This is a genomic window from Paraglaciecola sp., from assembly GCF_039942875.1.
Classification (GTDB): domain Bacteria; phylum Pseudomonadota; class Gammaproteobacteria; order Enterobacterales; family Alteromonadaceae; genus Paraglaciecola.
The window spans coordinates 52,436-77,174 of the sequence record NZ_JBDVBQ010000005.1 but is presented as its reverse complement, the minus strand read 5'-3'; the positions used below and the strand labels follow the sequence as shown (position 1 = coordinate 77,174).

Sequence of the window (24,739 nt, the reverse complement as noted above, 5' to 3'; positions counted from 1 at the left end):
TAAACTTAATTTTTCAAAAAATTAAAACTATAAGCAGCTTGTGGATACAAGCTGGCAGATATTTGATGGTTTATCTCGCTTACAGCAGACTACGTCGACCATTAAAAGCATGGGTGAGTGTATTGCCATCAATGAACTCTAATTCGCCACCAACAGGGACACCATGGGCAATACGGCTAGCTTTAATCTCATTAGACTTACACATTTGTGCAATATAATGAGCCGTTGCTTCACCCTCCACTGTGGGGTTGGTTGCCAAGATAACTTCTTGAATCCCTTCATTCTCAAGTATCTTCGCTAAGTCTTCTAACCCAATATCTGCGGGCCCAATCCCGTCTATAGGTGAAAGCCGCCCCATAAGCACAAAGTAACGCCCTTTAAACTCCAGAGTTTGTTCGATGGCAAGCACATCCTGTGGAGATTCAACTACACATATTTGTAAGCTTTCTTGACGCTTTGGGTTTGCGCATATCTCACATAGGGTATTTTCACAAAAGGTACGGCATTGCTCACAGTGTTTCACATGCTCCATAGCATCATGTAACACGTTACTAAGCTTCATCGCACCTTGACGATTTCGCTCTAACAGATGAAATGCCATACGCTGAGCGCTTTTCGGCCCTACCCCTGGCAATATCTTAAAAGCGTCAATGAGTTCTTTTATTAACGGGCTAAATTGCATTCGATAATTTCTAGAAAGGCATTTTCATGCCAGGAGGCATTTGCATTCCACCCGTTACACCAGCCATTTTTTCTTTGGTGGTTTCTTGAATTCTTCGGTTACTATCATTAATGGCAGCTGCAACCAGATCTTCAATCATCTCTTTATCATCTTCCATCAAACTAGGGTCTATCTCGACTCGGCGCACAGCATGATTACACGTCATAGTAATTTTAACTAACCCAGCACCAGACTCTCCGGTAATTTCTGTATTGGCAAGTTCTTCTTGGCTCTTTTGCATACGCTCTTGCATTTGCTGAGCCTGCTTCATCATGTTGCCCATTCCACCTTTAAACATAGTTTTCTCTCTTTAAATTAGATAATTTTCTTAATCATACTGCTATCTAGCAAGGATGCTTTGTTCGTCTACTTTTGCGTTGAACAACTCTTGCAGTAGCTTTATACCACTATCGTTGTGAATCACGTCTTTAGCGTAAGCTTTTCTTACTTTATTAATTTCCATTTGCAACGCATAAGGGGTATTAATGGGTTTACCTAGCTGAATTTCAAGTTCAACAGAGGTATTTAATGCACTGTAAATGGCATCGCTAAGTTGTTGTCTAGCGCTTGGTGAATCTAGATGGGCTTTACTGTCCAACAACGTTAATTTAATTACATTGCCCTCTTGCTCAAATGCCGAATGCAATGCCAGTTGCTTAGTTAACGCTGTAACTTGCATCTCATTAATTAACTTACTCCAATCATCCACCTGCTGGGAATGAATAACTTTTTGATTATTCTCTAAAAATGCGGGTATTGTGACAGTAACCTCCCCTACATTTTCAGTATCTAAATGGGCATTTGGATCAAACACTTGAGTAGGTTCAACTTCAAGCACACCTTCCTCAGAAAACCTTTCCATGGCAGAATTATCGGCCTTCTCGCTTTGAGAAGTCCCTTCTACAGGCCATGGTGGAATTTCATTTTGATAAGTGGGCTCTGTAGCTGCGGCAACTATTTGAGGTGCTAAAACAGGCTCTACAGAAGCGGATTGAGTCGGCGGGTGGACTTTTCGAATACTAAACGGATTAGGTTTAACTTCTGACTCGGAGCTCTGGTCAGTATTAATTTCTTCAGCTTCTGGTTTTGAGACAGGTGAATCTAAGGTAGATCCATCTTGTAAAAGACTATCCTCAGGCTCAGACTTTTTTACCTGCGGCGCACTTCCCTCCCCTTGACTTTGGTTATCTTTAAACTGGTTTCTAAGAGCAATAAGCTCAGCCGTACTTTTAGCTGGAGAAGGCACGCTTGCTTGTTCGTTGCTTGGCGCAAAATCGTGGTCTGAGGTATGAGTCGCGACTTGCTCCTCTGAGCCAACAGGCGTCATTTGGTCATAGTCTATAGGCTGGTAACCATAGTCTTGTGCCTGGTTTAAAATTTCTTGTTGCTGAGCATTGAGTGCTTGTTCTTTATCTGAAGTTGCTTGAGCATCAACTGATACAGATGACTTTATTTCCTCGGGCTCAGTAACTATGGGACTTGGTTCTGATTGAGACTTTTCTAGTATTTCTGCAGTTGGCTGTGGCTGCTGATGTTCTTGTGGTGCGGCTGCAACAGGGATTGACTCTATTGATTCAGATGTGCTTAATTTACTTGCATTTGGAATATCAATAGGAGCTTGCTCTGCAGTTTGTTCTGCAATGGCTTCCGCATTTAGTTTTATGCCAGCAGGGCAAAAAGCTAACATGCGCAACAAAGTCATCTCAAACCCGCTTCTGGGATCCGCTGCGTATGGTAAGTCTTTCTTGCCCGCTAAGGCTATCTGATAAAGTAACTGGATTTGCTCTGCTGGTGCTGATTTGGCTAGTTGAAAAATAGCTCTGGCCGCAATGGTTTCAAGCTTACAGGCCTCTGGTACGAACTGAGTCAATGCAATTTGGTGCAATAAACTCATAACTTCAGCTAAAACAGCGCTAAAATCTGGCGCTTGTTGTGCCATCAACTCTACTTGCTGCATCACTGAGACACTATCTTTTTGTACAATAGCATTAACCACTTTTATGACTTGATTTTTATCCATCAACCCAAGCATGTCAGTCACAATTTGCAAACTAACTTGACCATTGCCTTGGGCAATAGCTTGGTCGGTTAGGCTTAACGCATCTCGCATACTGCCTTGGGCAGCCCTTGCTAACTGTGCTAGTGCTTCTTTCTCAAAAGGAATCTGTTCTTGTCCCAAGACAAAGTCTAATTGTTGGCTTACTTGCGATCGAGATAAGGCTTTTAAATTAAACTGCAAACATCGAGATAAAATAGTGACGGGTAATTTTTGAGGATCAGTTGTCGCTAATAAAAACTTTACATGTGGAGGAGGCTCTTCCAATGTTTTCAACAAAGCATTAAAACTATGTTTAGACAACATATGAACTTCATCTATTAGATAAACTTTATATCGCCCTCGACTGGGCTTATATTGTACGTTGTCTAGCAATTCTCTAGTGTCTTCTACCTTAGTACGAGATGCAGCATCAATTTCTAATAAATCAATAAAATGCCCCTGCTCTATTTCTTTACAGGTACTGCATAACCCACAAGGTGTAGATCCTAATCCTTGCTCACAGTTAAGACTTTTTGAAAAAATTCTAGCTATTGTGGTTTTACCCACACCACGGGTGCCCGTGAACAAATACGCATGGTGTAATCTATCATTATCAAGAGCGTTAGAAATGGCAGTAACAACATGCTCTTGCCCAACTAGTTCACCAAAACGGTTAGGCCGCCATTTTCTCGCTAGAACTTGATAACTCATAGACTTGGTTTACTCACCTTCGAATTCACAGATAGAAAAGCTTTTGACACCAATATCTAACAACTTTTGTTCTCCACCTAATTCGGGTAAAGAAATCACGAAACCAGCATGTTCAACCACACCACCTAAACGACGAATAAGGTTAGCTGTTGCAATCATAGTACCGCCAGTCGCGAGCAAATCGTCAAGCATTAGTACCTTTTCTCCAGGTTTCACTGCATCTTTATGAATTTCTAAATTATCGCTACCATATTCAAGTTCATAGCTTTCACTAATCACTTCTCTTGGTAGCTTTTTAGGTTTACGTACAGGAATAAAACCTATACCTAATTCGATCGCTAGCGGAGCACCAAACAAAAAGCCACGGGCTTCTGTTCCTGCAACTTTATCAAACCCCATAGGGGCGTAATGGTTGACTAGCAACTCAATAGACTGAGAGTAAGCTTTATGGTCTTCTAAAATAGAAGTCACGTCTCGAAACATGACTCCAGGTTTAGGGTAATTAGGAACGGTTTTAATAACCGATTTTATGTATTCGAAGGGCACGAATTTTCCCGTAATTTAAATGAATAGTAAAAGAAATGTCATTTGACTAGAGGTAAAAAACGAACCATCCAAGCACGGCGTGCATTAAAGGTAACGCCACTAACATTCCGATAGCTGCGAATAAGTATCCCCAATTAAATGGGTCATACGAACTTTGCTCTTCTTGCATTTTAATACTCCATAGTTCGAGGCTACAAGCCTAAGTAAAACAACTAAACAAAGGCGCTGATGGTAATCCAAGTGACAATAAATTGATAGTGCTAAAACACTGTTCATTGGCACTTGACTACTTTTCAATCGCCTGTTGGGCTAGGTCTTATAAACCATTGCATGAATAGTTAAACAGCGTCTTCGTTTTCTTCTCCAGTACGAATACGTATTACTCTTGCAACGTCATAAACGAATACTTTGCCATCACCGATTTTGCCAGACTGTGCGGTTCCAATAATAACTTCTATGCAGCGGTCAACCTGTTCATCGGCAACCACTAACTCAATTTTCATTTTTGGTAGAAAATCAACGTTATATTCTGCACCACGATATAATTCTGTGTGGCCTTTTTGACGTCCAAATCCTTTTACTTCAGTAACTGTCATACCAGTTACACCCACTTCAGATAGAGCCTCACGAACATCATCAATTTTAAAAGGTTTGATAATTGCTTCTATTTTTTTCATATTTGTATCCTGTTAAACGTATATCTTGGTTCAATCGTAAATAGTCGGAATTGGCACTCGCTTGTGTTGAGTTTTTACAAAAATATCTACCAATTTATTAGATACTGACTCATCTACAGTTTTGCCTTCTAAAAAATCATCAATCTGCTCATAACTTAAGCCAAGTGCTTGTTCATCGGCTTTTTGAGGGGTCAAGGTTTCTAGGTCTGCGGTAGGAGCTTTACCAATTATACTTTGAGGTGCCCCTAGATATTCAGCGACTTGTCTAACTTGTCTTTTATTTAAACCAAACAGTGGAGCTAAATCACATGCTCCATCGCCATATTTTGTATAGAAACCTGTAATATTTTCTGCGGAATGATCCGTCCCTAAAACTAAGCCATCCAGTAAGCCAGCAATCTGATATTGAATCACCATACGGGTTCGGGCTTTAACATTCCCTTTTACAAAATCTTTCTTGGTTTCACTTTGAGGTAATAGGCCAGCCGCCTCAACTGCTAGGGTAGTTTGCGTATCAATCGCATCAGCGCCTGGTTGAACGTTCACAGCCACAGCTTGACTTGGCTTAATAAACTCAATAGAGGCTTGTGCGTCTTCTTCATCAGCTTGCACATTATAAGGTAACCGTACTGCTATAAATTGGTAGGCTGCTTGTTGAGTTTCGTTCAAGCTATCCACCGCTAATTGAGCTAAACGCCCTAGAGTACATGAGTCTATCCCGCCACTGATCCCCAAAACTAAGGTTTTCATTGAGCTAGCAAGAAGTTGAGATTTAATAAATTCAACACGCCTATTAACTTCAAACTCAACGTCTATTTGTGGCAGAACCCGCATCTCTTCAATCACAGTGTTACTTTGCATTTTTCCTCTCATTATTAATCAATAATTGCCGTTAGCTAGCTGAGTATAAACAGTGTTTCTGAAAGCCTTGTTAGTTTTGTTTTTATCAAGACCACAACAGTTATATAAATCATATTACCAAGTTGTGTATATGAATCCTAACCCTAAGACAATATTTTATACCCAACAAAATAAAAAATTACTTTATTGTTCAATGAACATAAATAGGAGTGGCTTTTGTGAAACATCAAAAAGGTGTAACGCTAATTGAAATGATGATTGTGATATCTATTATCGCCATTGTTTTATTGTTTGTGGCGCCCAGCATGCAAAGTATCATTATTAAAAATAGAATTGTATCTGAAATAAATGACGCCAGCGCGCTTATTCAATACGCCAGGCACACGGCAATCAATGAGCAAGCATTGACAGTGGTCTGTCCCTCTGACGACTATTCCACCTGTGGTGACGATTGGAATGACCCGAAAATAGTATTTATTGATGAAGATGGAAATAGTACTAGGGGTAACGATGAGGTGTTGTTAGTGAGTATGGAAGCAAGTTCAGAAACAAATATCGCTACCGCAACAAAAGAAATTATTAAATTTACAGAAAATGGCTCAGCGTCAAATATAATAGAATACAAAATCTGCCATAAAGATGGCGACGCTGTATATGCCCACGGACTTACAATCAACCTTCAAGGTAGAGTTAAAATGGGCAAAGACAGCGATGGGAATGGTATCAATGAAGATTCCATTGGCACAGACCTATCTTGTTGATAAGAAAAAGTGACTCAGTGTCGGCTTTTAATCAATATTAAAGGCCAATTAAAATTAATTAACATTCAAGCTAGTATCTGTCATATTTCCTACCTAAATCTACTCTAAGATAAATATATGCACTTATGTTTAGTTTAAATTAAGCATTTGTGAATTTCCCTTATTTTTTAGGTCATCAACTAACCTTTTCAGAGCACAAAAATGAATGTTATAAAATTAGTAATACTAGGAATAATTATGAGTGTTGCAGCAATTAATGCCTTACAAGCTTCCCCAATTGTTATTGCACATAGAGGTGCACCAGGTTATCTCCCAGAGCATACATTAGAATCAACCACGTTAGCCTATGCGCAAGGAGCCGATTATATTGAACAAGATCTTGTGGTAACCAAAGACGCTAAACTAATAGTTCTACATGACATTCATTTAGAAACCGTAACTGATGTACAACAAAAATTTCCAACTCGTCAGCGCCAAGACGGGCGTTTTTATGCGTTAGATTTCACCCTAACAGAATTAAAATCACTACTTGTTCATGAAAGGCGAGATGAAAAAGGTAATCAGGTTTTTAAAGACCGTTATCAAGGAGAAGCTAACTTTCAGATTGCTACATTTGAAGAACACATTGAATTAGTGCAGCAACTTAACCGCCAATTTGGAAAAGACACGGGATTCTATATTGAAATTAAATCTCCTGCATGGCATCGAGAGCAAGGTGTTGATATTAGTCAGTTAACTATGTCCCTATTAAGAAAGTATCAACTAGACGATTCAGATAAAGCCGTTTATATACAATGTTTCGATTTTACTGAAACTAAACGATTAAGGAATGAGTTAGGAGCTAAGGTAAAATTAATTCAACTTATTGCTGAGAATGACTGGCAAGAGTCCACTACTGACTACGACTATTTGAAAACACCAGAAGGATTAAAAGATATTTCCGGAGTGGCACAAGGAATTGGCCCCTGGATCCCTCAAATTCTCGATCTAGAGAAAAAAGCTCCAACGAATCTAGTCACAATGGCTCATGATTTAGGTTTAGCTGTGCACCCCTATACCTTCAGAAAAGACGCATTGCCCGCTAATATGTCAACACATGAAGCTTTAGACTTACTGTTCAACAAGGCCAAAATAGATGGGTTATTTACAGACTTCACTGATATTACTATTGATTACCTTTCTCAATAAATGACTTAAGTCAATTATTAGCCTAGCCCATATAACCTTACGTAAAAATAGATTCAAAATACCCTTAGGTATTTTGAATCGGATGGTAGATCAATTACACGCTAACGCAATATATAGTCTTTGAGGCAAAAGAATTAATGATAAATTCATGATTTGGGTATACCAACTTATAGTTTAGTATCGTCCTACATACTTTTATAAAATCTCAAATACGCTTTTAAATTTCTGTAAATACGTTTTAACAATAAACTCTTAAACATCAAAAATCACTTTAAAATCTACGAAAACCACTCTATCTGCATCAAATTACAACAAAAATAAAAACTTCATTGAGATAACAGACAATCAAACTCTAGTACATTGACGTATCCTTTTAAATACCCTACAACTTTAGTCTATGTAACTTTCTTAACAAAAATATTGTATTGTCTGTCCCATGAACACCAAGGTTTAACGCCTTTTGTTCGCAAACTCAACAAATTAACCAGAACAGGAAATCGTATGAAATTTATACCTCTTATATTATTAGCCACATCTGTAGCAACATTCTCAAACAATGCTTCAGCTGCAGGAGATGCAAAACACTTTCCGGGAGTATTTATCGGAGCGACACATGTTGATGGAGAAACAGACTTTTCTTATGGTATTGAATATGAATATAAGTTTTCAAAACTATGGGGAGCGGGCTTAGTTTACGAAAAAACCGACGACGCACACCATGGCGCTGGTATTGATATTATGCTTGCAGCTGCTTATTTACATCCATGGAAAGACTTAAGATTAGGATTAGGGTTTGGTAAAGAAACCGTTGGAAGTTTTAAAGAAGACGATGGCCATGGCCACTATCACTATCACGCTAGTCACAAAGAAAATGTCGTCAGAGCATCAGTAAGTTACGACTTTCACGTAGGAGACTTTGGTGTAGCGCCAACATTTGCAGTTGACTTTGTTGATGGAGAAGAAGCCTACGTATTTGGCGTAGCGCTAATAAAACCATTTTAATAGTCAGAGTAAATTTTTTGCGTATTATTTTTGAGACGAAAAGCGCAACGTAGAGTGCTTACAGTAAGGCTTTAAGTTGCATTTCGTTTTTATGAACTTAGTACACAATAACTTGATGCATATAGTTTCTTTCCAATAGGTATGGCTAATATAAAAAATACATTCAATTGCTTGATTGAATATACGTAAAGTTTTAGAGAGTTTAGCCGAAACAAAACTACAGTGACTTTTTAATATAAACATTAGTTATGCCGCTATTTAACAATAATGTCTTAGTGTAGCGGCAAATAACTTTTAGAGAGGAATACAAAATGTTAACCCGCATTAATATTAAACAAAAAATTTATGTGTTGGGCGTAATACAAATAGCTATGATGCTAATAATGGGGACAGTTGCAATAGTGCAAATGGCAAAAATTGGCTACGAGCTGATAGACATTGCAGAAGAAGATATTCCTCTCGCAAGTAAAGTGACAGTAATAACAGAGCTTCAACTTGAGCAAAGTATTCTGTTCGAACGCGCTCTATTTTACGCCTCATTGACGGCACTTGATGTACCCAATGCGGGAAACGACTTTAATCATGTTAAAGCCGAAGTCTTAGAGCTATCTCCCAGTATTAACAGTAAAATAAAAGAAGCCGAAGACTTTTCAGAGCACGCGATCAGCGTTGTGCATTCAGAAATAGGTAAAGAAAAGTTTGCGAGCGTACTTACAACTCTTAAAGATATAGAACTGAAATACAAAGAATTTTCAAATAGTGTTTCAAACATCCTAGATGGGGCAACTACTGCCACGCCAGTAAAGTTATCTAAAACAGCCAATCAGGTTGAAAGCTTAGAGGATGCGTTAAAACACGATTTAGTCATTCTATTAGATGATATCCAGAAATTTACTCTGGCTGCTGCGACAAAAGCAGAGCAAGATGAAAAGGCTGGCGTTCAATGGATAGTCGCCACTTTCGTTATTGCTGTAATAGTTTGTTTAATACTCCCCGTCCTTATTAGTCGCTCAATCGTTAACCCAATAAATCAGTTAATTGATAGATTGAAAGAAATAGCGAATGGTGATGGTGACTTAACAGTAAAGCTTAATGATAAAGCTAAGGATGAAACAGGAGACGTTGCTCGAGCGTTTAATACTTTTATTGGCGTCATAAATAAGCTTATTTCAAACACCAATGCCCAAGCTAATGAATTAGAGACGGCGTCAAACGTAGCGCTAAATGTAATGGAAGAAACAGCAACCAGTATTGAAAAACAACATGCCGAAACGGCAATGGTTGCTACAGCAGTTAATGAAATGAGCAGCTCATCACAAGAAGTGTCTCGTAGTGCAACTCATGCTGCAGAGGTAACCCAAACTGTAAAAAATAAAGTGATTGAAGGTAAGCAAGACGCTATCGAAACACAAAATATTATCACCCAACTTTCAGAAGAAGTGAGTGAAGCATCCAGTGTAATCGAAAGCCTAGTTGAAGAAACTAATAATATTGGCAATGTACTCGAATCAATTCAAGGTATAGCAGCACAAACTAACTTGTTAGCCTTGAATGCTGCTATCGAGGCAGCTCGAGCCGGTGAGACAGGTAGGGGCTTTGCAGTGGTTGCTGATGAAGTTAGAACGCTAGCGCAGCGCACTCAAACCTCTACAGTGGATATCCAAGACTTATTGTTACGTCTTAAAACTGAAGCTAATAATGCGGTAACAAGTATGAGCAAAGGAACAGATAGCGCAGCAATTTGTTTGGAAAAAAGTACCAAAACCAGCCAAACATTCGAAGAAGCCTCTGACTCAGTTACTCAAATATCTGACTTAAATTTACAAATAGCAGCTGCAGCTGAAGAACAATCAGCCGTTGCAGAAGAAGTAAATATAAATATTGTTAAGATAAGCGATCTTGCGGATGTAACTGCACGAGGCGCACAATCTGCGTCAGATGCAAACACCACTATCGCCAAACATGTTACAGAATTGCATACTAACCTAAATGCATTTGTAGTTTAGTATTAACTCATAAAGGTGTAGGCTATATATTTAAGCCTACACCTCATAATACTAATTGAAGTAACAAGTAAACAAGCTACAAAGCAAAATAGAATCACCTCACCTATCGATAACCCAGCGTATAAATAATTATTATTAATAAACTTAAAGAGATATAAAGTCAGAATTTATAAACTGATACCAAGCTGCAGAGTCATCAGGCCTTAAGGCAATATTTACAATAAAAGATTGGCATTAACTTATAGTCACTAAGGTTTTGACATTCTAATAACGACACGGCGGTTTTTAGCTCTACTCGTCTCATTAATATTTGTGGAAACATGGCGTCTCTCTCCATGACCGGTAACATCTATTCTATCTGGTGATACTCCCATTGAGCTAAAAAATTCTTTTATTTCAACAGCTCTTTGAATTGATAGTTTCTTATTAATAGCCCTTCCACCAAAACTATCGGTATAACCATCTAATAAAACCAACTCTAAATCAGTGTCTACCTTCAAGTAGTCACCTATCATAGCGAGGCGCTTTTGAGAGTACTTGGTTAATTCAGTATTATTAAACTGATATGTGAGGACTGTATAAGCAATATCCTGAAAACTATAAGGGAGTAAATTCGAGACGCACTCAGCAAATTTTTCATAGGGCCCTATAAAATTACTCGCATTTAGTCCAACAGCTATTCGATCGTACTGATTATACCAATCTTGATAATATATGGTTGGCCAAAATCCTTTCTCTAATTCTGATAACATGGTCCATGCGGCTTGCTCTGGTAAGTCACCATCGTACTGCTTTCTTATAGTCATATCAGCGATTGCTCGTTGAATTTGACCAGGCATCCATTTAGGTGGAATGGAGTAAACAGCAGCCACCCCATAAGACTTGGGAAGCCTTAACATATCAAGCTCAAATTCCATGTTTAACTGCTTAGAAGCGGTACTATTAAACATTGCTTCGCCATAGCCTGGAATATTATGACTTAAGGTGCATTGTAAGCGATTTTTATCTTTAAGTTGCCATTGTGAATCTTCAACTTTTGCAGCATATTGGCGCAATGCACTATGCCCACTCAATGATAATGAGATAAGTGATACACAAAAAACAGATCGTAATATTTGATTAGCCATGAAAAGATACCCTCGCTTCTGTTTAATTGTATCGACAATTATCACAATATATTTAGCATTAGCTTACCTCTAAGCAATCATTTAGGCTAGCTACTGAAAAAGAACCTTGCCATAATTGCAATATATAAATCGTCACTGAGTCTCCATGTCACAAATTTTTGAATTAAAGAATCGTTTTAGAGGGTACTTTCCTGTTGTTGTAGATGTTGAAACCGCGGGCTTTAATCCGCAAACCGACGCATTATTAGAAATTGCAGCCGTGACAACTAGGATGGATGAAAATGGATTTTTTTACCCTGACAAAACATTTCACTATCACATTGAACCCTTTGAAGGTGCTAACCTAGAAAAAGCAGCGTTAGATTTTAACGGTATCGACCCATATTGTGCGTTAAGGGGCGCAGTAATAGAGAGTGAAGCTTTTAAAGATTTATGCAAAAAAATCCGCAAAGAACAGAAGGATTCTGACTGTCAACGCTCTGTCATGGTGGCACACAACGCAGCGTTTGATTTAAGTTTTGTTAATGCTGCAATTGCAAGGAGCAACATAAAACGTAGTCCTTTCCATCCTTTTGTTTCTTTTGATACCACAACTTTAGCCGGGCTCGCTCTAGGACAAACAGTCTTAGTAAAAGCATGTATGGCTGCAGGGATAAGCTTTGATCAAAATGAAGCACATTCAGCTTTATATGACACTGAAAAAACTGCGGAATTATTCTGCTATATAGTAAATCGTTGGCAAAGCTTAGGTGGGTTAGTAACTCACAGCTAATGTTGTGGCTACAGGTTATATATGGTTTGACTAAATGAAATAAAAAACCGCTTCAAAAATTAAAGCGGTTTTTTCTTAAATAAAGACTTAATTATAAGCTATCTGCGTTCTCAGCTAAGTAGCTTGCAACACCTTCAGGGCTATCAACCATACCTTTTGAGCCTTCTTGCCAACCAGCTGGGCAAACCTCACCATGCTCCTCATGGAAATTTAAGGCATCAACCATACGTAACATTTCATCAATATTACGACCTAAAGGAAGATCGTTCACAACTTGATGACGAACAAGCCCCGCTTCATCAATTAAAAATGAACCACGGAAAGCAACACCAGCATCAGGGTGCTCAACATCATAGGCCTGACAAATTTCATGTTTTACATCTGCTACTAAGGCGTATTTAACTGGACCAATTCCACCATCATTGATAGCAGTATTACGCCATGCGTTATGGCTAAATTGAGAATCAATTGATACACCAATCACTTCTACACCACGTTTAGCAAACTCTTCATAACGTTTATCAAACGCAATCAATTCTGAAGGACATACAAATGTGAAATCTAGTGGATAAAAGAAAAGTACTGCTTTTTTGCCTTTAATCGCTTCACTTAAGGTAAAACTATCTACAATTTCACCACTACCTAGAACGGCTGCAGCTGTAAAATCTGGTGCTGGACGACTGACTAGTACACTCATTAATTTCTCCATTTATTTTAAGTTAATAATTATAAAGTTTAGTTTAACCACGTAATGCATTTTATTACAGGATTACCTTTAAGCCATATGAGTGCAATTGCTCGAAAAGCAATAGCTAGATTATAAATATAATTTAAATTAAACACTCAATCCCTAGCTTCAATTCCAAACTTACAATTTACACCTGATAAAAATCTCATTTGAGTAATAAAACTACAATTAAATAGTTGATCTTTATGCAAATAGCAATTATTCTTGTTTGCATAGTTATTAGTAGGGTCAATTATGTACGTTTGTTTGTGTCACGGTATCACAGATAAGGCAATTCAGCAGGCTGTCAGAGAAGATGGTGTGGGTAATATGCGTCAGCTTAAAAAAAACCTAAACGTTGGATCGCAATGTGGAAAATGCGTGCAACTAGCTCAAACGATTATCGATAACACCATAGTTGATGAGTCTTTATTTAAAGAAGTTTGCTAATCATTTTTAAAATCCTAATAGAAAGGCCAGTCAATTGACTGGCCTTTCTATTAGGATTTTAAATAGGTAATTCAGACTTATTTAACAAATTTCTCGTTCACTTTAACGGTCAGAGGATGGTAACCAGCTTTAGCTTTGGCAAATGCTTTTTGAGCAATCACCTTCCCTTCTGGCGTAGCGGATAATGCTTTGTATAACGGTTTAACTAATTTATTTCGACCAATTGATACTAAGTATTCATTAAGTCTAGGAAAAGCCGGTTGATACCAATTGTTTACACATATTAGCAACCAACTATGGGCTATCTCATTATTGGTACTATTTGTTAACCCAAACGCTTTATCAAGTTCAGTTAATTGTGCCGAGGATAATTCAGCTGGTAGATTATTTAAAAAGTATAACCATTGATGCACTACCCAGTTATCACTGTCAATATTACTTGCTGCAATTGTGCCTGATAACCAATCATTTCTAGCTTTATCTACAGAGGTAAAGGCATCAGACTCTGGAACAGGCGCACCTTTTGGTAACCCTGGTTCAAATATCCACTCTTCGATACGTTCTTTAGATAACTTATCTGAGTAATCTTGTAATAAAGTTTGCTCTAAGTAGCTAATAAAGTCGTCGGTAGTAATACTTTGAAAAGCAAAAGCTTCAAAATATCCCAATAAAAATTGGTCAAAATTTGCTCGGCCCACTTTGTGCTCTAGCTCCCTTAAAAATAATGCGCCTTTTTCATAAGGAATATTACTAAACACTTCATCTGGATCTCGGCCCTTTAAATTGATAGCTAAAATTTGATCATTTGGTTTTAATGTATCCAAATCAGCTTGTAGATCTTGACGTCCTAGCACAGCTTCCATGTTGAAGCGTTCTTCACCATAGACCATTTCCATGATGCGATAAGTTAGGTAAGTAGTAAAACCTTCGTTTAACCATAGGTCACGCCAGGTGGCATTGGTTACTGTATTTCCAGACCAAGAATGAGCTAACTCATGGGCAATAAGTGATACTAAGCTTTTATCACCCGCAATAACCGTTGGGGTAATAAAAGATAGCCTAGGGTTCTCCATACCTCCAAAAGGAAATGAAGGAGGCAAAATCAATAAATCATATCGATCCCAGCTATAGGCCCCAAAGTTCTTTTCTGTGGCTATTAGCATAGATTCGGTATCTTCAAACTCAGCGGCGGCGGCATCTAAAATACCTATCTCAGAATAAACACCCGTTCGCTCGCCCATTGCCTTAAAATTCAAATCACCAACAGCTAAAGCAATTAGATAGGAAGGTATTGGTTGTGGCATAGAAAACTCATAAACACCGTCACGAGGAGTATCGGGGTCATTCGCTGCACTCATCACAGCCAATAATGCTTTAGGTGTTCTTATTGTTGCTTCATAGGTCACTCTAACTTGTGGCGAGTCTTGTAAAGGAATAAAACTACGTGCATGAATAGCTTGCGCCTGAGTGAATAGAAATGGATATTTTTTACCAGCCGTTTGTGCAGGAGTTAACCATTGCACACCAGACGCCTTTGAAGATGTATTGTAATACACAGTCACCTGCGAAGAATCTGATGGCAACTTAATACTCAATGCAGCCCCAAAGAAGTTATCAGCGTTAGCTAAGTTAAACTCTAGAACATTGCCATTTGATACTACTTTAGAAATCACGAGATCTCGTGTGTCTAATATTAGAGTATCAGCATCAGGAGTCATTCTTTGAAAATCTAAACTTACATTTCCTGATAGAGTCTGTTGAGTAAAATCAACAGATAAATCTAAATTTAGATGGGTAACTTTGACGACATCAGGATTTGAAAAAGAGTGATAATCTTGAGCATTATGATGTGCAATTTGCGTCTCTAGTGGTTTGCTTTCTTTGTCTGCAACACCTATAAGCTCTGTTGTTTTTGTACTTGATTCATTACATCCGCTTATTACAACTAAGGTTAATAAGCTGACTAGTAGTTTTTTTATTGTCATTATTTAAATTCCGGTAAGTCCGTAAAACAAATTCAATTGTTGCATATTAAGCTGAATATAAGAATACAGAAGGTTTAGCTATCATCTCTAGTTATTGCATAAAGAAGTAAATCTAGGATTGAATTTTTCAAGCTTTAAACTTAAATTTGTAACCGTATTTAATAATTGGAAGGGTGTAAAATGACAAGTGCTTACAATTTACTAGATGACAGCAACGAATTTTTAAATGAATTCAAAGACGTAAAACCTTTAAAGCAAGATAACAACTTCCATACCTCACAGTCAAAATTTACCCTAGCAAAGCAACTAAAAAGAGAAGCGATTGAGTCTGACTACAATCAAGCAAAAAATTACCTAAGTACTGAAGAAGTAATACCCATAGATCCTTATGACCACATAATGTTTAAGCAAAGTGGTATACAAAATGGAGTTTATAAAAATTTAAGACGCGGTAAATACACTATAAATTCAGTTTTAAATATACAAAATACTCAGTTTGAGCAAGCAAGACATAATGTATTTAATACGATTTTAAATAGCCACTTTAAAGGTGATAGAACAATACTCATTAAGCATGGACTTGGGTTGCATAGCAAACCATATCCGGGATTATTAAAAAGCTATATCAATAAGTGGCTACGTCAAATACCTGAGGTAATAGCTTTTCACACCGCATTACCAAACCATGGGGGAAATAGCTCAGTCTATGTTCTAATAAAAAAAAACCAGCAGCAGAAATCTCATAACCGTGAGTTATATTACAGCAAATAGTAACCCATCAATAGTTGATGATTAACTGGCATTTGATTTTGTGTTATTTCAGGCTCTCATTGGCATCAAAAGCTTGATGAGCCTCTGGGGTAAGAAAACTTTGAGGTAATGTTGTAGATTTAGCTGACGCGCTGAAAATAGCGGCAACAATTAAAAAAATAACGGTTACTAATACACCGGTTAAACCAAAACCTTTATTTGAACGATTCATATGCGTCTCTTATTATTGATGTTATTTGTACGTTAAATAGACTAATAAAATTATATTTAGTTCAAAACTCTTTATTTAAATTTGTCAAGAACTGAACAAATATTAATCACTATTTATCTGATATACAAGGGTTTTATTTTTTCAAAGGTATAACTAATAATACCAGCGTCTATAGCGGTAAAATTTATCGGCGACAAATGTATTGTGACTTATCGCCGATTTACGGCTAAATGTTAAATTATTTACCCTAGATACACTCTGGCATTTCTAAACATGCGCATCCAAGCACCGTCTTCTTGCCACTCCTGTGGATACCAAGAATTAGCAACACTTCTAAATACTCGTTCTGGATGAGGCATCATAATTGTTGCACGGCCGTCAGCACTGGTTAACCCAGCTATTCCTAGAGGTGAACCATTTGGATTTGCAGGATAATTCTGGGTGACTTTTCCATAGTTATCAACATACTGCAAAGATATAGCAGCACTACCTAAAGCATTTAACGGACCATTTTCAGAACTAAATTCTGCGCGCCCTTCCCCATGAGAAACAGCGATAGGCATTCGAGACCCTTGCATGCCTTCAAAGAAAATTGATTTAGACTCTTTAACTTCTAACATGGCGACTCGTGCTTCAAAACGCTCAGACTGGTTGGTAACAAAGTGAGGCCATAAATCAGCTCCAGGAATAAGAGACTTTAAATTCGACAGCATTTGACAGCCATTACAGACTCCAAGAGAGAATGAATCAGACCTTTCAAAAAACGCTGCAAATTGATCTCTAGCTTGGTTGTTGAACAAGATAGATTTTGCCCAACCTTCCCCAGCACCTAATACGTCACCGTAAGAAAAGCCACCACAGGCCACTAAACCTTTAAATTCATCTAATGAATATTTACCAGACAAGACATCACTCATGTGCACATCAACTGCAGTAAAGCCTGCCCTATCAAATGCTGCGGCCATTTCTACATGAGAGTTAACTCCCTGCTCCCTAAGAATAGCTATTTTAGGTGCCACTCCTTTAGCAATGTAAGGGGCAGCAACATCTTCGGTCGTATCATAGCTCAAAATAGCATGCAGACCCGGATCCTTAACATCAGCTTTAGCAGTAAACTCTTGCTCTGCACATTTAGGGTTATCTCTACGTTTTTGCATATGTAACGTGGTTTGCGCCCATAACTGCCTAAAATGAACACGACTATTATCTAAAATAGTCTCACCATTCATCTGTATACGTATATTATCTGTAGTATTTAGTCCACCAAGATGGAACACGGTATCCGACATTCCATATTCTGCAAAAACAGCCATTACATGTGCTTTATTTGCGGATGATATCTGTATAACGGCCCCTAACTCTTCATTAAATAACAACTCGATTGGAGAACCAGTTAAGGCATCTAAAGAAACATCTACCCCCACTTTCCCAGCAAAGGACATCTCTGCAAGCGTAGTAAATAAACCACCATCGGATCTATCGTGGTATGCCAATAAACGTTTTTCGTTTAGTAACTGTTGGATTGATAAGAAAAAGCCTTTCAGTAATTCTGGTGAATCTACGTCAGGAGCTGTGTCACCTAATTGCTCATAAACTTGAGCAAGGCAAGATGCGCCTAATCGGTTTTGGCCTTTACCTAAATCAATCAACAACAACTCAGTATCTTCTACATTAGTTTGCAACTGCGGAGTGAGAGTTTTGCGAATATCTTGTACCGCACCAAAAGCAGTAATAACCAAAGACAAAGGTGAAGTAACTGACTTTTCAGAACCCTCATCTTGCCATGTGGTTTTCATAGACATTGAATCTTTACCCACCGGGATAGTTATTCCTAGTGCAGGGCATAACTCTTCACCAACGGCCTTAACCGCTTCATAAAGCCCTGCATCTTCTCCAGGATGTCCTGCTGCTGCCATCCAGTTTGCCGATAGGTTTATGCGTTTAAAATCACCTATATCAGCGGCAGCAATATTTGTTAAAGCTTCCCCAACAGCCATTCGGGCAGAAGCGGCATAATTAATCAATGCCAGCGGAGTGCGCTCGCCCATTGACATGGCTTCTCCTTGATAAGTATCAAAGCTCGAAGCAGTCACTGCTACATCAGCAACTGGCACCTGCCATGGCCCTACCATTTGATCTCTTGCAACTAAGCCCGTGACCGAGCGGTCACCAATAGTAATTAAAAAGGTTTTTTCAGCAACAGTAGGTAAATTTAGGATACGTTCAGCGGCTTCTGACAAGTCCATAACCGAAGTATCAATAGCTTGGGAATCTAAATTTTTAGAACTAACATCTCGATGCATTTTAGGCGTTTTACCTAACAAAACATCCAAAGGCATATCGATGGGGTTATTATCAAAATGACTATCACTTAGAGTTAAGTGTTCTTCCTCTGTTGCTTCGCCCACTACAGCAAAAGGTGCGCGTTCACGGCGACAAATATCTTCGAATATAGATAAGTTCTCTGGAGCCACGGACATCACATAACGCTCTTGAGACTCGTTACACCATACTTCAAGGGGTGACATACCCACTTCATCATTGGGCACATTACGAAGCTCAAACTTACCACCACGGCCAGCGTCGCTTACTAGCTCAGGGAAAGCATTGGATAGACCACCTGCCCCAACATCATGGATAAATTGAATCGGGTTGTCATCTCCCATTTGCCAGCACTTATCTATTACTTCCTGACAGCGGCGTTCCATTTCTGGGTTACCCCGTTGCACAGAAGCAAAATCCAAATTCTCACTAGATTGCCCTGATGCCATAGAAGAAGCAGCGCCGCCGCCTAAACCGATGTTCATGGCAGGACCACCTAAAGCAATAAGTTTAGCTCCAACTGTAATCTCACCTTTTTGAATATGTTTTTTGCGAATATTGCCTAAACCACCTGCCAGCATAATGGGTTTGTGATATCCCCTAACCTCTTCACCATTGAAGCTGTTGACTTTCTGTTCGTAAGTTCGAAAATATCCCAAAATGCTAGGGCGTCCAAACTCATTATTAAATGCGGCACCGCCTAATGGTCCATCCATCATAATGTCGTAGGCGCTTACAATCCGCGAGGGTTTTCCGAAGTTAGTTTCCCAAGGCTGAGAAAAATCAGGAATATTAAGGTTTGATACTGAAAAGCCGACTAAGCCTGCTTTGGGTTTAGAACCTCGACCTGTCGCACCTTCATCACGAATTTCACCACCGGAACCAGTAGCCGCTCCAGAAAATGGCGCAATAGCTGTTGGGTGGTTATGGGTTTCAACCTTCATGAGGATATCAATATCTTCATGATGGTAGGTATACTCATTGGTTTCCGTATCAGGGAAAAAACGACCAGCAAAACTACCTTCCATTACAGCGGCATTATCTTTATAGGCGGAGTGGACATTTTCGCCACTTTTCTCAAAAGTGTTTTTAATCATTTTAAACAATGATTTAGGCTGAACCTCACCATCGACAGTCCAATCTGCGTTGAAAATCTTATGACGACAGTGCTCTGAATTAGCCTGCGCAAACATGTATAATTCTACATCATTAGGATTACGCCCTAATCGAGTAAAGTTTTCATATAAATAATCGACTTCGTCATCAGCTAATGCCAAACCTAGGTCAATATTTGCCTGTTGCAGTTCAGCTTTGCCTTTCTCTAGCACTTTAATAGAAGTTAAAGGAGCATACTCGCTTTCTAGAAACAAAGATTCAGCGGCAGAGAACTCTTCTAAAACAACCTCTGTCATCCGGTCGTGCAATACAGACTTAAGTATGGCTAGCTGCTCGTCATTTAACTCATCAGACTGAACATAATATGCAATACCTCTTTCAAGGCGATTAACTTGGTTTAAACCACAGTTATGAGCTATATCAGTAGATTTTGAAGACCAAGGCGAAATAGTACCAGGTCTTGGCGTAACAAGAAGTAAATGGCCTTCAGGTTTATGCTCTTGAATAGACGGCCCATAAGTTAACAACTTATTTAATACATCTGTATCTTGCTCTGATAATTCACTGTTAACACTTACAAAGTGGGTGAATTCAGCATAAATACTGGTTACAGGAAGTGAGTAATCAGCAAATTGAGCTAAGTATTTCTCAACACGAAAATCGGATAACGCAGGTGTACCGCGAAGCACTAACATAAAGTCATACCTTGTAGCGGAATTTGTCACTTTGACATAGAGACAAATCGATGAAAGACGAATTTTAAGGCGCGAATTATAGGGTAATTTTATCGAATTGATAAGGACAAGATGTTCTATTTTATAAAAAACAAAGCACTGGATGAATACCAAAAATTTGTACACAATAGAGATCCAAAGATTTTGAGGATTATATTATTCGTTTCCTACGTTACATCGCATTAGTATTGATTCTTGCCATGACTAGTTGTAATGACGTTAAGCAGTCATCTAGCTTAACCAATATACTGGATTCAGGCATACTTAAAATTGGAACGACATACGGGCTCACCACTTATTATAACGGCCCTACAGGCCCAGTTGGCTTTGAATATGAATTAGCAGAAGGCTTTGCCGATTATCTTGGCGTTAAATTAGAAGTTTTTCCATATTACAATCTCAACGAACTCTTCCCACAATTAAAAAACTCCCATATTGATCTTATCGCAGCTGGCATAGTTGTTAGTCCAGAGCGCTTTAATAGCTTTCGATTTGGTCCTGGATACCAAAGAGTGACAGAAAAACTAGTTTTTAAACAAGGAGATGTTTGGCCTAGAAAAATTGAAGATATAAATGGAGAGTTAATAGTTGTAGCGGGTAGTAGTCATAATGAATCTCTACGAAAATTACAACAATCACACGCCAACCTAAAATGGCAAGAGACTGACGAAAAAGATATGGAAGAGTTAATGGAAATGGTCTTAGAAGACAAATTAGACTATACCGTTGCAGATTCAAATATATTAGCCTTGATGCGCCGCCGCTTTCCTGAGCTTGCCATTGGTTTTTCAGTGAGTGACGAACACGATATAGCGTGGGCCGTTAACAAGCAGAAAGATGATTCATTATTAGCTGCGATGATTGAGTACTTTGGCATTATCCAAAGCAACGGCACTTTTGCAGCTCTTGAAGACAAGTACTTCGGTCATGTACGCCAATTTAACTATGTAGATACCCGTGAATTTATTAAATCAGCTAAAAGTGTACTCCCAACCTATCAACCTTGGTTTAAGCAGTATTCTAGAGATTTAGACTGGCGTTTATTAGCCGCAATGAGTTATCAAGAAAGTCATTGGCGACCCAAGGCAAAGTCAGTGACTGGGGTGCGTGGCATGATGATGTTAACGTTAGCGACGGCAAAAGAGCTAGGCATAGCATCAAGGCTCGACCCAGAGCAAAGTATTAAAGGGGGATCAGAATATTTAGCAAAAATATTGAAACGTATACCTGACCGAATCACATCACCTGACCGGCTATGGTTCGCTTTAGCTGCATACAATATTGGATTTGGTCACCTAGAAGACGCCAGAGTGCTAACCCAAAGGCAAGGGGCGAGCCCAGACATGTGGGTAGATGTGAAAATACGCCTGTTGCAGCTTAGACAGAAAAAGTATTATAAGACCACAAAATATGGTTACGCGCGAGGTAATGAAGCTGTAGCCTATGTGGATAATATTCGTCGCTACTATGACACCCTAGTTTGGTTAGATGAACAACAACCACACATGTTAGAACAAGCCCCAGACACCTTGACTCCTGTTGAAGCTATCCCCGAAGGCATAGAATCAACAGAGGTAGCTCTAAACTAGAGAGGTGTAAGTAAAGGGGAATCTATTCACTGTCAGCGTAACCAGTATGGCTATTGCGGATTTCGTAAAAGGTAGCTTGGGCATACTCATCTGTATTACTTGAGTTATTTAGATGATATACACCCACTTTAAAATATTGATACTGATCATCTTCATCAAATAAACTATTGCTCATATCAAGGCTTGATACTACGTCTTCTTTCCCCTCGCGGCTAATAGTGACTGTCAACAAGTTAGCAACAACATTGATTTTATAACTAAACAACTCATCTAATGAGATACCATCACTCGGGTTTGAAGCGCTATTACTTCTACTGCCAATCATCTCTACATAAGCTTCATCAGAACCACTAACTCTTGGTTCGTGAGCAAAATAAATGGAGCCTTTATCGTTTCCTGGCAACTTTCTGTAATACAACCTAATCGGCTCATCATCATTAGCATGGATCTGGCCAATGACTAATCTACCAATTTGGTAATCCTCACCAGTTGTAGTGACATTATTAACCGCCAAAGTAACATTAAGCTCACCGTCAACACCACCAGCATCAGCTTGTGCCGAATTAGATACGCTTCCAAACACCCAGTTATTCTTATTCACGCCCTGAGTGCTGATAGAAGTATTGCCTCTTCTTAGCATTTCACGAAGCTCAACCCGAACATAATTAGTATTAGTTGATGTTTTGAAGCCATAGCTAGGTGAACGCATGACTATTCCGCCATCGGCAGAGGCGTAGAAATATTCAGAATTGGTATAACCTGCAGCTAGATCAGTTTCGGATATAGAATCAGAAGTTCCGCTATCATCGTCATCGGTGGGTACACTTAAATACCAATCAATAAGCTCAATGCCTAATTCGTTTGGAAACGCAGCAACAATCTGACCATCTGCCCCTTCACAGCTATGAGCTTCAACTTCTACTATACTGTTCCAGTCATTCTCGGAATTACCTAAACCTATAATTTTTATATAACGAGCTTCACTTTCTGTAAGATTTACCAGCTCAAATCCACTGTGCTTGCCACTTGAGATACCATCATCGAGTACGGGTTCCCAAATAATGTTATCAACTGAGGTTTCAACTTCAAAACTAGCTTGTCGCTCAGCACCGTCATGCCATTTAATTTTTAGTGAACCTACGGTATTTGTGCTTCCCATATCCAATAACAACTCTTTGCCTGTTCCTTCAGAAGACCATCTTGAATCAGGAGTCGTAAGGTTATCAACGGTGTTGTCTGGTAGGTATGAGGGATCGGAGCTTCCATCATCAGTGGCTAGAACAATGTCATAAAGTTGATTAATACATTCACCTGAACTTTCTTCCGGCTCTTCAGGTTCGGGCGTCACCACCACCTCTTCATTATTAACGCCATTAGAACTAGAACCACCGCAAGCAGTCATTCCTAAAACAAGACACAATCCTATAAACTTATAACGTACAAACAATCTAGACATAGCACCACCCAAATAGACAACCGACACTTATTACCCAAACAACTTGAGCAGCTTAGTCTGAAATTATATTACATTGCCTGCAAAATATGTCACATTTTCGTAACATTGTTCCTTTAGGTTATCTATAAGTTAGAAGCTAATGAAGTTGAACTATTCAAATGCATTCGCGACTAAAACAATTGAACATCCATTATTAAATAGAAGAAAATCATGAAAAAACGTAATTCCGTACAAGGTCGGCAAAAGTTAGCAAGCAATAGTAGAAGACGACAGCTATTAAAACGCGTACAACAAAAAGTAACACTTCGCAGACAACACTTTCAAATATTAGAAACCGTTGACGAGTTAACTCAATACTATTAATCGAGATTGGAGAGCTTCTGTTGCTGCTTCAATTTCTTTTTTTCTGCTCTTCGCATTCGAAAAAAATTAGATAACATGGCCCCGCACTCATTCTCTAACACTCCCCGAGTCACATCAATTTGGTGATTCAAACGTTCATCGTTTAGCAAGTTCATTATACTCCCTGCTGAACCCGTTTTAAAATCACTCGCGCCAAAAACGACACGTGTAATTCGACTATGAACCAACATTCCTGCACACATGGAGCAAGGTTCGAGCGTGACGTATAAAGTACTATTAATTAATCTATAATTTTCTAAGGCTTTCCCTGCTTCTCGAATAGCGATCATTTCGGCATGAGCTGAAGGGTCGTGCAAGGTTATGGACTGGTTCCATCCCTCTCCTATCACTCTATTATCTTTTACTAAAACAGCTCCTACTGGAATTTCTCCTTGTGACTGAGCATTGTTAGCAAGTGTTAAAGCATGACGCATCCACTTCGTATCTTCTTCAGTATTCATGGTACATTTAATCTTTTCATTATATTTTAGTAAGTTTCATCATAATTTTAGTTAATTTAGCCAAACACTAGAAATCATAAACATTTAAAATCGCTAACTATTTGA

General features: G+C 38.7%; 23 protein-coding genes. 9 read left to right on the top strand and 14 right to left on the bottom strand.

Annotated elements, in window-relative coordinates:
- Positions 1-79: 79 nt before the first annotated feature.
- The 7 genes from recR to nadE all read right to left on the bottom strand — a co-directional run bounded on the left by recR (position 80) and on the right by nadE (position 5,554).
- Positions 80-682, bottom strand: coding sequence for a recombination mediator RecR (recR, locus tag ABJE44_RS01520; RefSeq protein WP_348112207.1), 603 nt, complete (start codon positions 680-682; stop codon positions 80-82).
- Between the two features lie 10 nt (positions 683-692).
- Positions 693-1,019, bottom strand: a complete 327-nt coding sequence (locus ABJE44_RS01515; RefSeq protein ID WP_348112206.1) for a YbaB/EbfC family nucleoid-associated protein — start codon at positions 1,017-1,019, stop codon at positions 693-695.
- A gap of 42 nt (positions 1,020-1,061) precedes the next feature.
- Positions 1,062-3,470, bottom strand: coding sequence for a DNA polymerase III subunit gamma/tau (gene dnaX / locus ABJE44_RS01510; protein WP_348112205.1), 2,409 nt, complete (start codon positions 3,468-3,470; stop codon positions 1,062-1,064).
- Between the two features lie 9 nt (positions 3,471-3,479).
- Positions 3,480-4,016 carry an adenine phosphoribosyltransferase gene (gene apt / locus ABJE44_RS01505; RefSeq protein ID WP_133470956.1) on the bottom strand — a complete coding sequence of 179 codons (537 nt, stop codon included), beginning with the start codon at positions 4,014-4,016 and terminating at the stop codon, positions 3,480-3,482.
- A gap of 46 nt (positions 4,017-4,062) precedes the next feature.
- Positions 4,063-4,185, bottom strand: coding sequence for a hypothetical protein (locus tag ABJE44_RS01500; RefSeq protein ID WP_348112204.1), 123 nt, complete (start codon positions 4,183-4,185; stop codon positions 4,063-4,065).
- Between the two features lie 169 nt (positions 4,186-4,354).
- Positions 4,355-4,693 carry a nitrogen regulatory protein P-II gene (gene glnB / locus ABJE44_RS01495; RefSeq protein ID WP_348112203.1) on the bottom strand — a complete coding sequence of 113 codons (339 nt, stop codon included), beginning with the start codon at positions 4,691-4,693 and terminating at the stop codon, positions 4,355-4,357.
- Positions 4,694-4,723: 30 nt separating this feature from the next.
- The gene (gene nadE, locus ABJE44_RS01490) at positions 4,724-5,554 is read right to left on the bottom strand and encodes an ammonia-dependent NAD(+) synthetase (RefSeq protein WP_348112202.1); all 831 of its coding nucleotides are present in this window, start codon (positions 5,552-5,554) and stop codon (positions 4,724-4,726) included.
- A gap of 218 nt (positions 5,555-5,772) precedes the next feature.
- Here nadE and ABJE44_RS01485 point away from each other — a divergent pair, with 218 nt between their 5' ends.
- The 4 genes from ABJE44_RS01485 to ABJE44_RS01470 all read left to right on the top strand — a co-directional run bounded on the left by ABJE44_RS01485 (position 5,773) and on the right by ABJE44_RS01470 (position 10,511).
- The gene (locus ABJE44_RS01485; protein WP_348112201.1) at positions 5,773-6,315 is read left to right on the top strand and encodes a GspH/FimT family pseudopilin; all 543 of its coding nucleotides are present in this window, start codon (positions 5,773-5,775) and stop codon (positions 6,313-6,315) included.
- 201 nt (positions 6,316-6,516) lie between these two features.
- The gene (glpQ, locus tag ABJE44_RS01480) at positions 6,517-7,503 is read left to right on the top strand and encodes a glycerophosphodiester phosphodiesterase (RefSeq protein WP_348112200.1); all 987 of its coding nucleotides are present in this window, start codon (positions 6,517-6,519) and stop codon (positions 7,501-7,503) included.
- Between the two features lie 501 nt (positions 7,504-8,004).
- Positions 8,005-8,505 (top strand): hypothetical protein, encoded by a 501-nt coding sequence (locus ABJE44_RS01475; protein WP_348112199.1) that lies wholly within the window; start codon positions 8,005-8,007, stop codon positions 8,503-8,505.
- A 311-nt stretch (positions 8,506-8,816) separates the two neighbouring features.
- On the top strand, positions 8,817-10,511 hold the full coding sequence (locus tag ABJE44_RS01470) for a methyl-accepting chemotaxis protein (protein WP_348112198.1): 1,695 nt from the start codon (positions 8,817-8,819) through the stop codon (positions 10,509-10,511).
- A 248-nt stretch (positions 10,512-10,759) separates the two neighbouring features.
- On the opposite strand, the gene ABJE44_RS01465 is transcribed toward ABJE44_RS01470, so the two are convergent.
- Positions 10,760-11,638, bottom strand: a complete 879-nt coding sequence (locus ABJE44_RS01465) for an OmpA family protein (protein WP_348112197.1) — start codon at positions 11,636-11,638, stop codon at positions 10,760-10,762.
- Between the two features lie 145 nt (positions 11,639-11,783).
- Between ABJE44_RS01465 and rnt the strand changes: the two genes are divergently transcribed.
- A complete protein-coding gene (rnt, locus tag ABJE44_RS01460; RefSeq protein WP_133470964.1) occupies positions 11,784-12,410 on the top strand; it encodes a ribonuclease T in 627 nt (208 codons plus the stop codon).
- Between the two features lie 91 nt (positions 12,411-12,501).
- Here rnt and ABJE44_RS01455 read toward each other — a convergent pair whose 3' ends face one another.
- Positions 12,502-13,107 carry a peroxiredoxin C gene (locus ABJE44_RS01455; RefSeq protein ID WP_348112196.1) on the bottom strand — a complete coding sequence of 202 codons (606 nt, stop codon included), beginning with the start codon at positions 13,105-13,107 and terminating at the stop codon, positions 12,502-12,504.
- A gap of 285 nt (positions 13,108-13,392) precedes the next feature.
- Between ABJE44_RS01455 and ABJE44_RS01450 the strand changes: the two genes are divergently transcribed.
- The gene (locus ABJE44_RS01450) at positions 13,393-13,587 is read left to right on the top strand and encodes a (2Fe-2S)-binding protein (RefSeq protein ID WP_348112195.1); all 195 of its coding nucleotides are present in this window, start codon (positions 13,393-13,395) and stop codon (positions 13,585-13,587) included.
- A gap of 77 nt (positions 13,588-13,664) precedes the next feature.
- Here ABJE44_RS01450 and ABJE44_RS01445 read toward each other — a convergent pair whose 3' ends face one another.
- Entirely contained in the window at positions 13,665-15,572 is a 1,908-nt protein-coding gene (locus ABJE44_RS01445; protein WP_348112194.1) for a M1 family metallopeptidase, read from the bottom strand.
- 180 nt (positions 15,573-15,752) lie between these two features.
- Between ABJE44_RS01445 and smrA the strand changes: the two genes are divergently transcribed.
- The gene (gene smrA, locus ABJE44_RS01440; protein ID WP_348112193.1) at positions 15,753-16,343 is read left to right on the top strand and encodes a DNA endonuclease SmrA; all 591 of its coding nucleotides are present in this window, start codon (positions 15,753-15,755) and stop codon (positions 16,341-16,343) included.
- 43 nt (positions 16,344-16,386) lie between these two features.
- Here the strand turns inward: smrA and ABJE44_RS01435 are convergent, their stop codons facing one another.
- Positions 16,387-16,554 carry a hypothetical protein gene (locus ABJE44_RS01435; protein WP_348112192.1) on the bottom strand — a complete coding sequence of 56 codons (168 nt, stop codon included), beginning with the start codon at positions 16,552-16,554 and terminating at the stop codon, positions 16,387-16,389.
- 242 nt (positions 16,555-16,796) lie between these two features.
- Complete coding sequence (gene purL / locus ABJE44_RS01430; protein ID WP_348112191.1) at positions 16,797-20,687, bottom strand: phosphoribosylformylglycinamidine synthase; 3,891 nt, start codon at positions 20,685-20,687, stop codon at positions 16,797-16,799.
- Positions 20,688-20,926: 239 nt separating this feature from the next.
- Here purL and mltF point away from each other — a divergent pair, with 239 nt between their 5' ends.
- Positions 20,927-22,315, top strand: coding sequence for a membrane-bound lytic murein transglycosylase MltF (mltF, locus tag ABJE44_RS01425; RefSeq protein WP_348112190.1), 1,389 nt, complete (start codon positions 20,927-20,929; stop codon positions 22,313-22,315).
- 22 nt (positions 22,316-22,337) lie between these two features.
- Here mltF and ABJE44_RS01420 read toward each other — a convergent pair whose 3' ends face one another.
- Positions 22,338-23,771: a polysaccharide lyase family 7 protein gene (locus tag ABJE44_RS01420; protein ID WP_348112189.1), complete on the bottom strand. Its 1,434-nt coding sequence runs from the start codon at positions 23,769-23,771 to the stop codon at positions 22,338-22,340.
- Positions 23,772-23,981: 210 nt separating this feature from the next.
- Here ABJE44_RS01420 and ABJE44_RS01415 point away from each other — a divergent pair, with 210 nt between their 5' ends.
- Entirely contained in the window at positions 23,982-24,134 is a 153-nt protein-coding gene (locus ABJE44_RS01415) for a hypothetical protein (RefSeq protein ID WP_348112188.1), read from the top strand.
- Here ABJE44_RS01415 and tadA read toward each other — a convergent pair.
- Entirely contained in the window at positions 24,131-24,634 is a 504-nt protein-coding gene (tadA, locus tag ABJE44_RS01410) for a tRNA adenosine(34) deaminase TadA (protein WP_348112187.1), read from the bottom strand. The two genes, ABJE44_RS01415 and tadA, sit on opposite strands and share 4 nt — an antisense overlap.
- Positions 24,635-24,739 lie beyond the last annotated feature (105 nt).

What these genes read in the sequence shown, in the direction of transcription:
- nadE (WP_348112202.1), bottom strand. Translation starts at nt 5,554, where the DNA reads ATGCAAAGTAACACTGTGATTGAAGAGATGCGGGTTCTGCCACAAATA.
- ABJE44_RS01465 (WP_348112197.1), bottom strand. Translation starts at nt 11,638, where the DNA reads ATGGCTAATCAAATATTACGATCTGTTTTTTGTGTATCACTTATCTCA.
- glpQ (WP_348112200.1), top strand. Translation starts at nt 6,517, where the DNA reads ATGAATGTTATAAAATTAGTAATACTAGGAATAATTATGAGTGTTGCA.
- glnB (WP_348112203.1), bottom strand. Translation starts at nt 4,693, where the DNA reads ATGAAAAAAATAGAAGCAATTATCAAACCTTTTAAAATTGATGATGTT.
- mltF (WP_348112190.1), top strand. Translation starts at nt 20,927, where the DNA reads ATGACTAGTTGTAATGACGTTAAGCAGTCATCTAGCTTAACCAATATA.
- ABJE44_RS01415 (WP_348112188.1), top strand. Translation starts at nt 23,982, where the DNA reads ATGAAAAAACGTAATTCCGTACAAGGTCGGCAAAAGTTAGCAAGCAAT.
- dnaX (WP_348112205.1), bottom strand. Translation starts at nt 3,470, where the DNA reads ATGAGTTATCAAGTTCTAGCGAGAAAATGGCGGCCTAACCGTTTTGGT.
- tadA (WP_348112187.1), bottom strand. Translation starts at nt 24,634, where the DNA reads ATGAATACTGAAGAAGATACGAAGTGGATGCGTCATGCTTTAACACTT.
- ABJE44_RS01455 (WP_348112196.1), bottom strand. Translation starts at nt 13,107, where the DNA reads ATGAGTGTACTAGTCAGTCGTCCAGCACCAGATTTTACAGCTGCAGCC.
- ABJE44_RS01475 (WP_348112199.1), top strand. Translation starts at nt 8,005, where the DNA reads ATGAAATTTATACCTCTTATATTATTAGCCACATCTGTAGCAACATTC.
- ABJE44_RS01450 (WP_348112195.1), top strand. Translation starts at nt 13,393, where the DNA reads ATGTACGTTTGTTTGTGTCACGGTATCACAGATAAGGCAATTCAGCAG.
- purL (WP_348112191.1), bottom strand. Translation starts at nt 20,687, where the DNA reads ATGTTAGTGCTTCGCGGTACACCTGCGTTATCCGATTTTCGTGTTGAG.
- ABJE44_RS01420 (WP_348112189.1), bottom strand. Translation starts at nt 23,771, where the DNA reads ATGTCTAGATTGTTTGTACGTTATAAGTTTATAGGATTGTGTCTTGTT.
- ABJE44_RS01445 (WP_348112194.1), bottom strand. Translation starts at nt 15,572, where the DNA reads ATGACAATAAAAAAACTACTAGTCAGCTTATTAACCTTAGTTGTAATA.
- ABJE44_RS01470 (WP_348112198.1), top strand. Translation starts at nt 8,817, where the DNA reads ATGTTAACCCGCATTAATATTAAACAAAAAATTTATGTGTTGGGCGTA.
- recR (WP_348112207.1), bottom strand. Translation starts at nt 682, where the DNA reads ATGCAATTTAGCCCGTTAATAAAAGAACTCATTGACGCTTTTAAGATA.
- smrA (WP_348112193.1), top strand. Translation starts at nt 15,753, where the DNA reads ATGACAAGTGCTTACAATTTACTAGATGACAGCAACGAATTTTTAAAT.
- ABJE44_RS01515 (WP_348112206.1), bottom strand. Translation starts at nt 1,019, where the DNA reads ATGTTTAAAGGTGGAATGGGCAACATGATGAAGCAGGCTCAGCAAATG.
- ABJE44_RS01435 (WP_348112192.1), bottom strand. Translation starts at nt 16,554, where the DNA reads ATGAATCGTTCAAATAAAGGTTTTGGTTTAACCGGTGTATTAGTAACC.
- rnt (WP_133470964.1), top strand. Translation starts at nt 11,784, where the DNA reads ATGTCACAAATTTTTGAATTAAAGAATCGTTTTAGAGGGTACTTTCCT.
- ABJE44_RS01500 (WP_348112204.1), bottom strand. Translation starts at nt 4,185, where the DNA reads ATGCAAGAAGAGCAAAGTTCGTATGACCCATTTAATTGGGGATACTTA.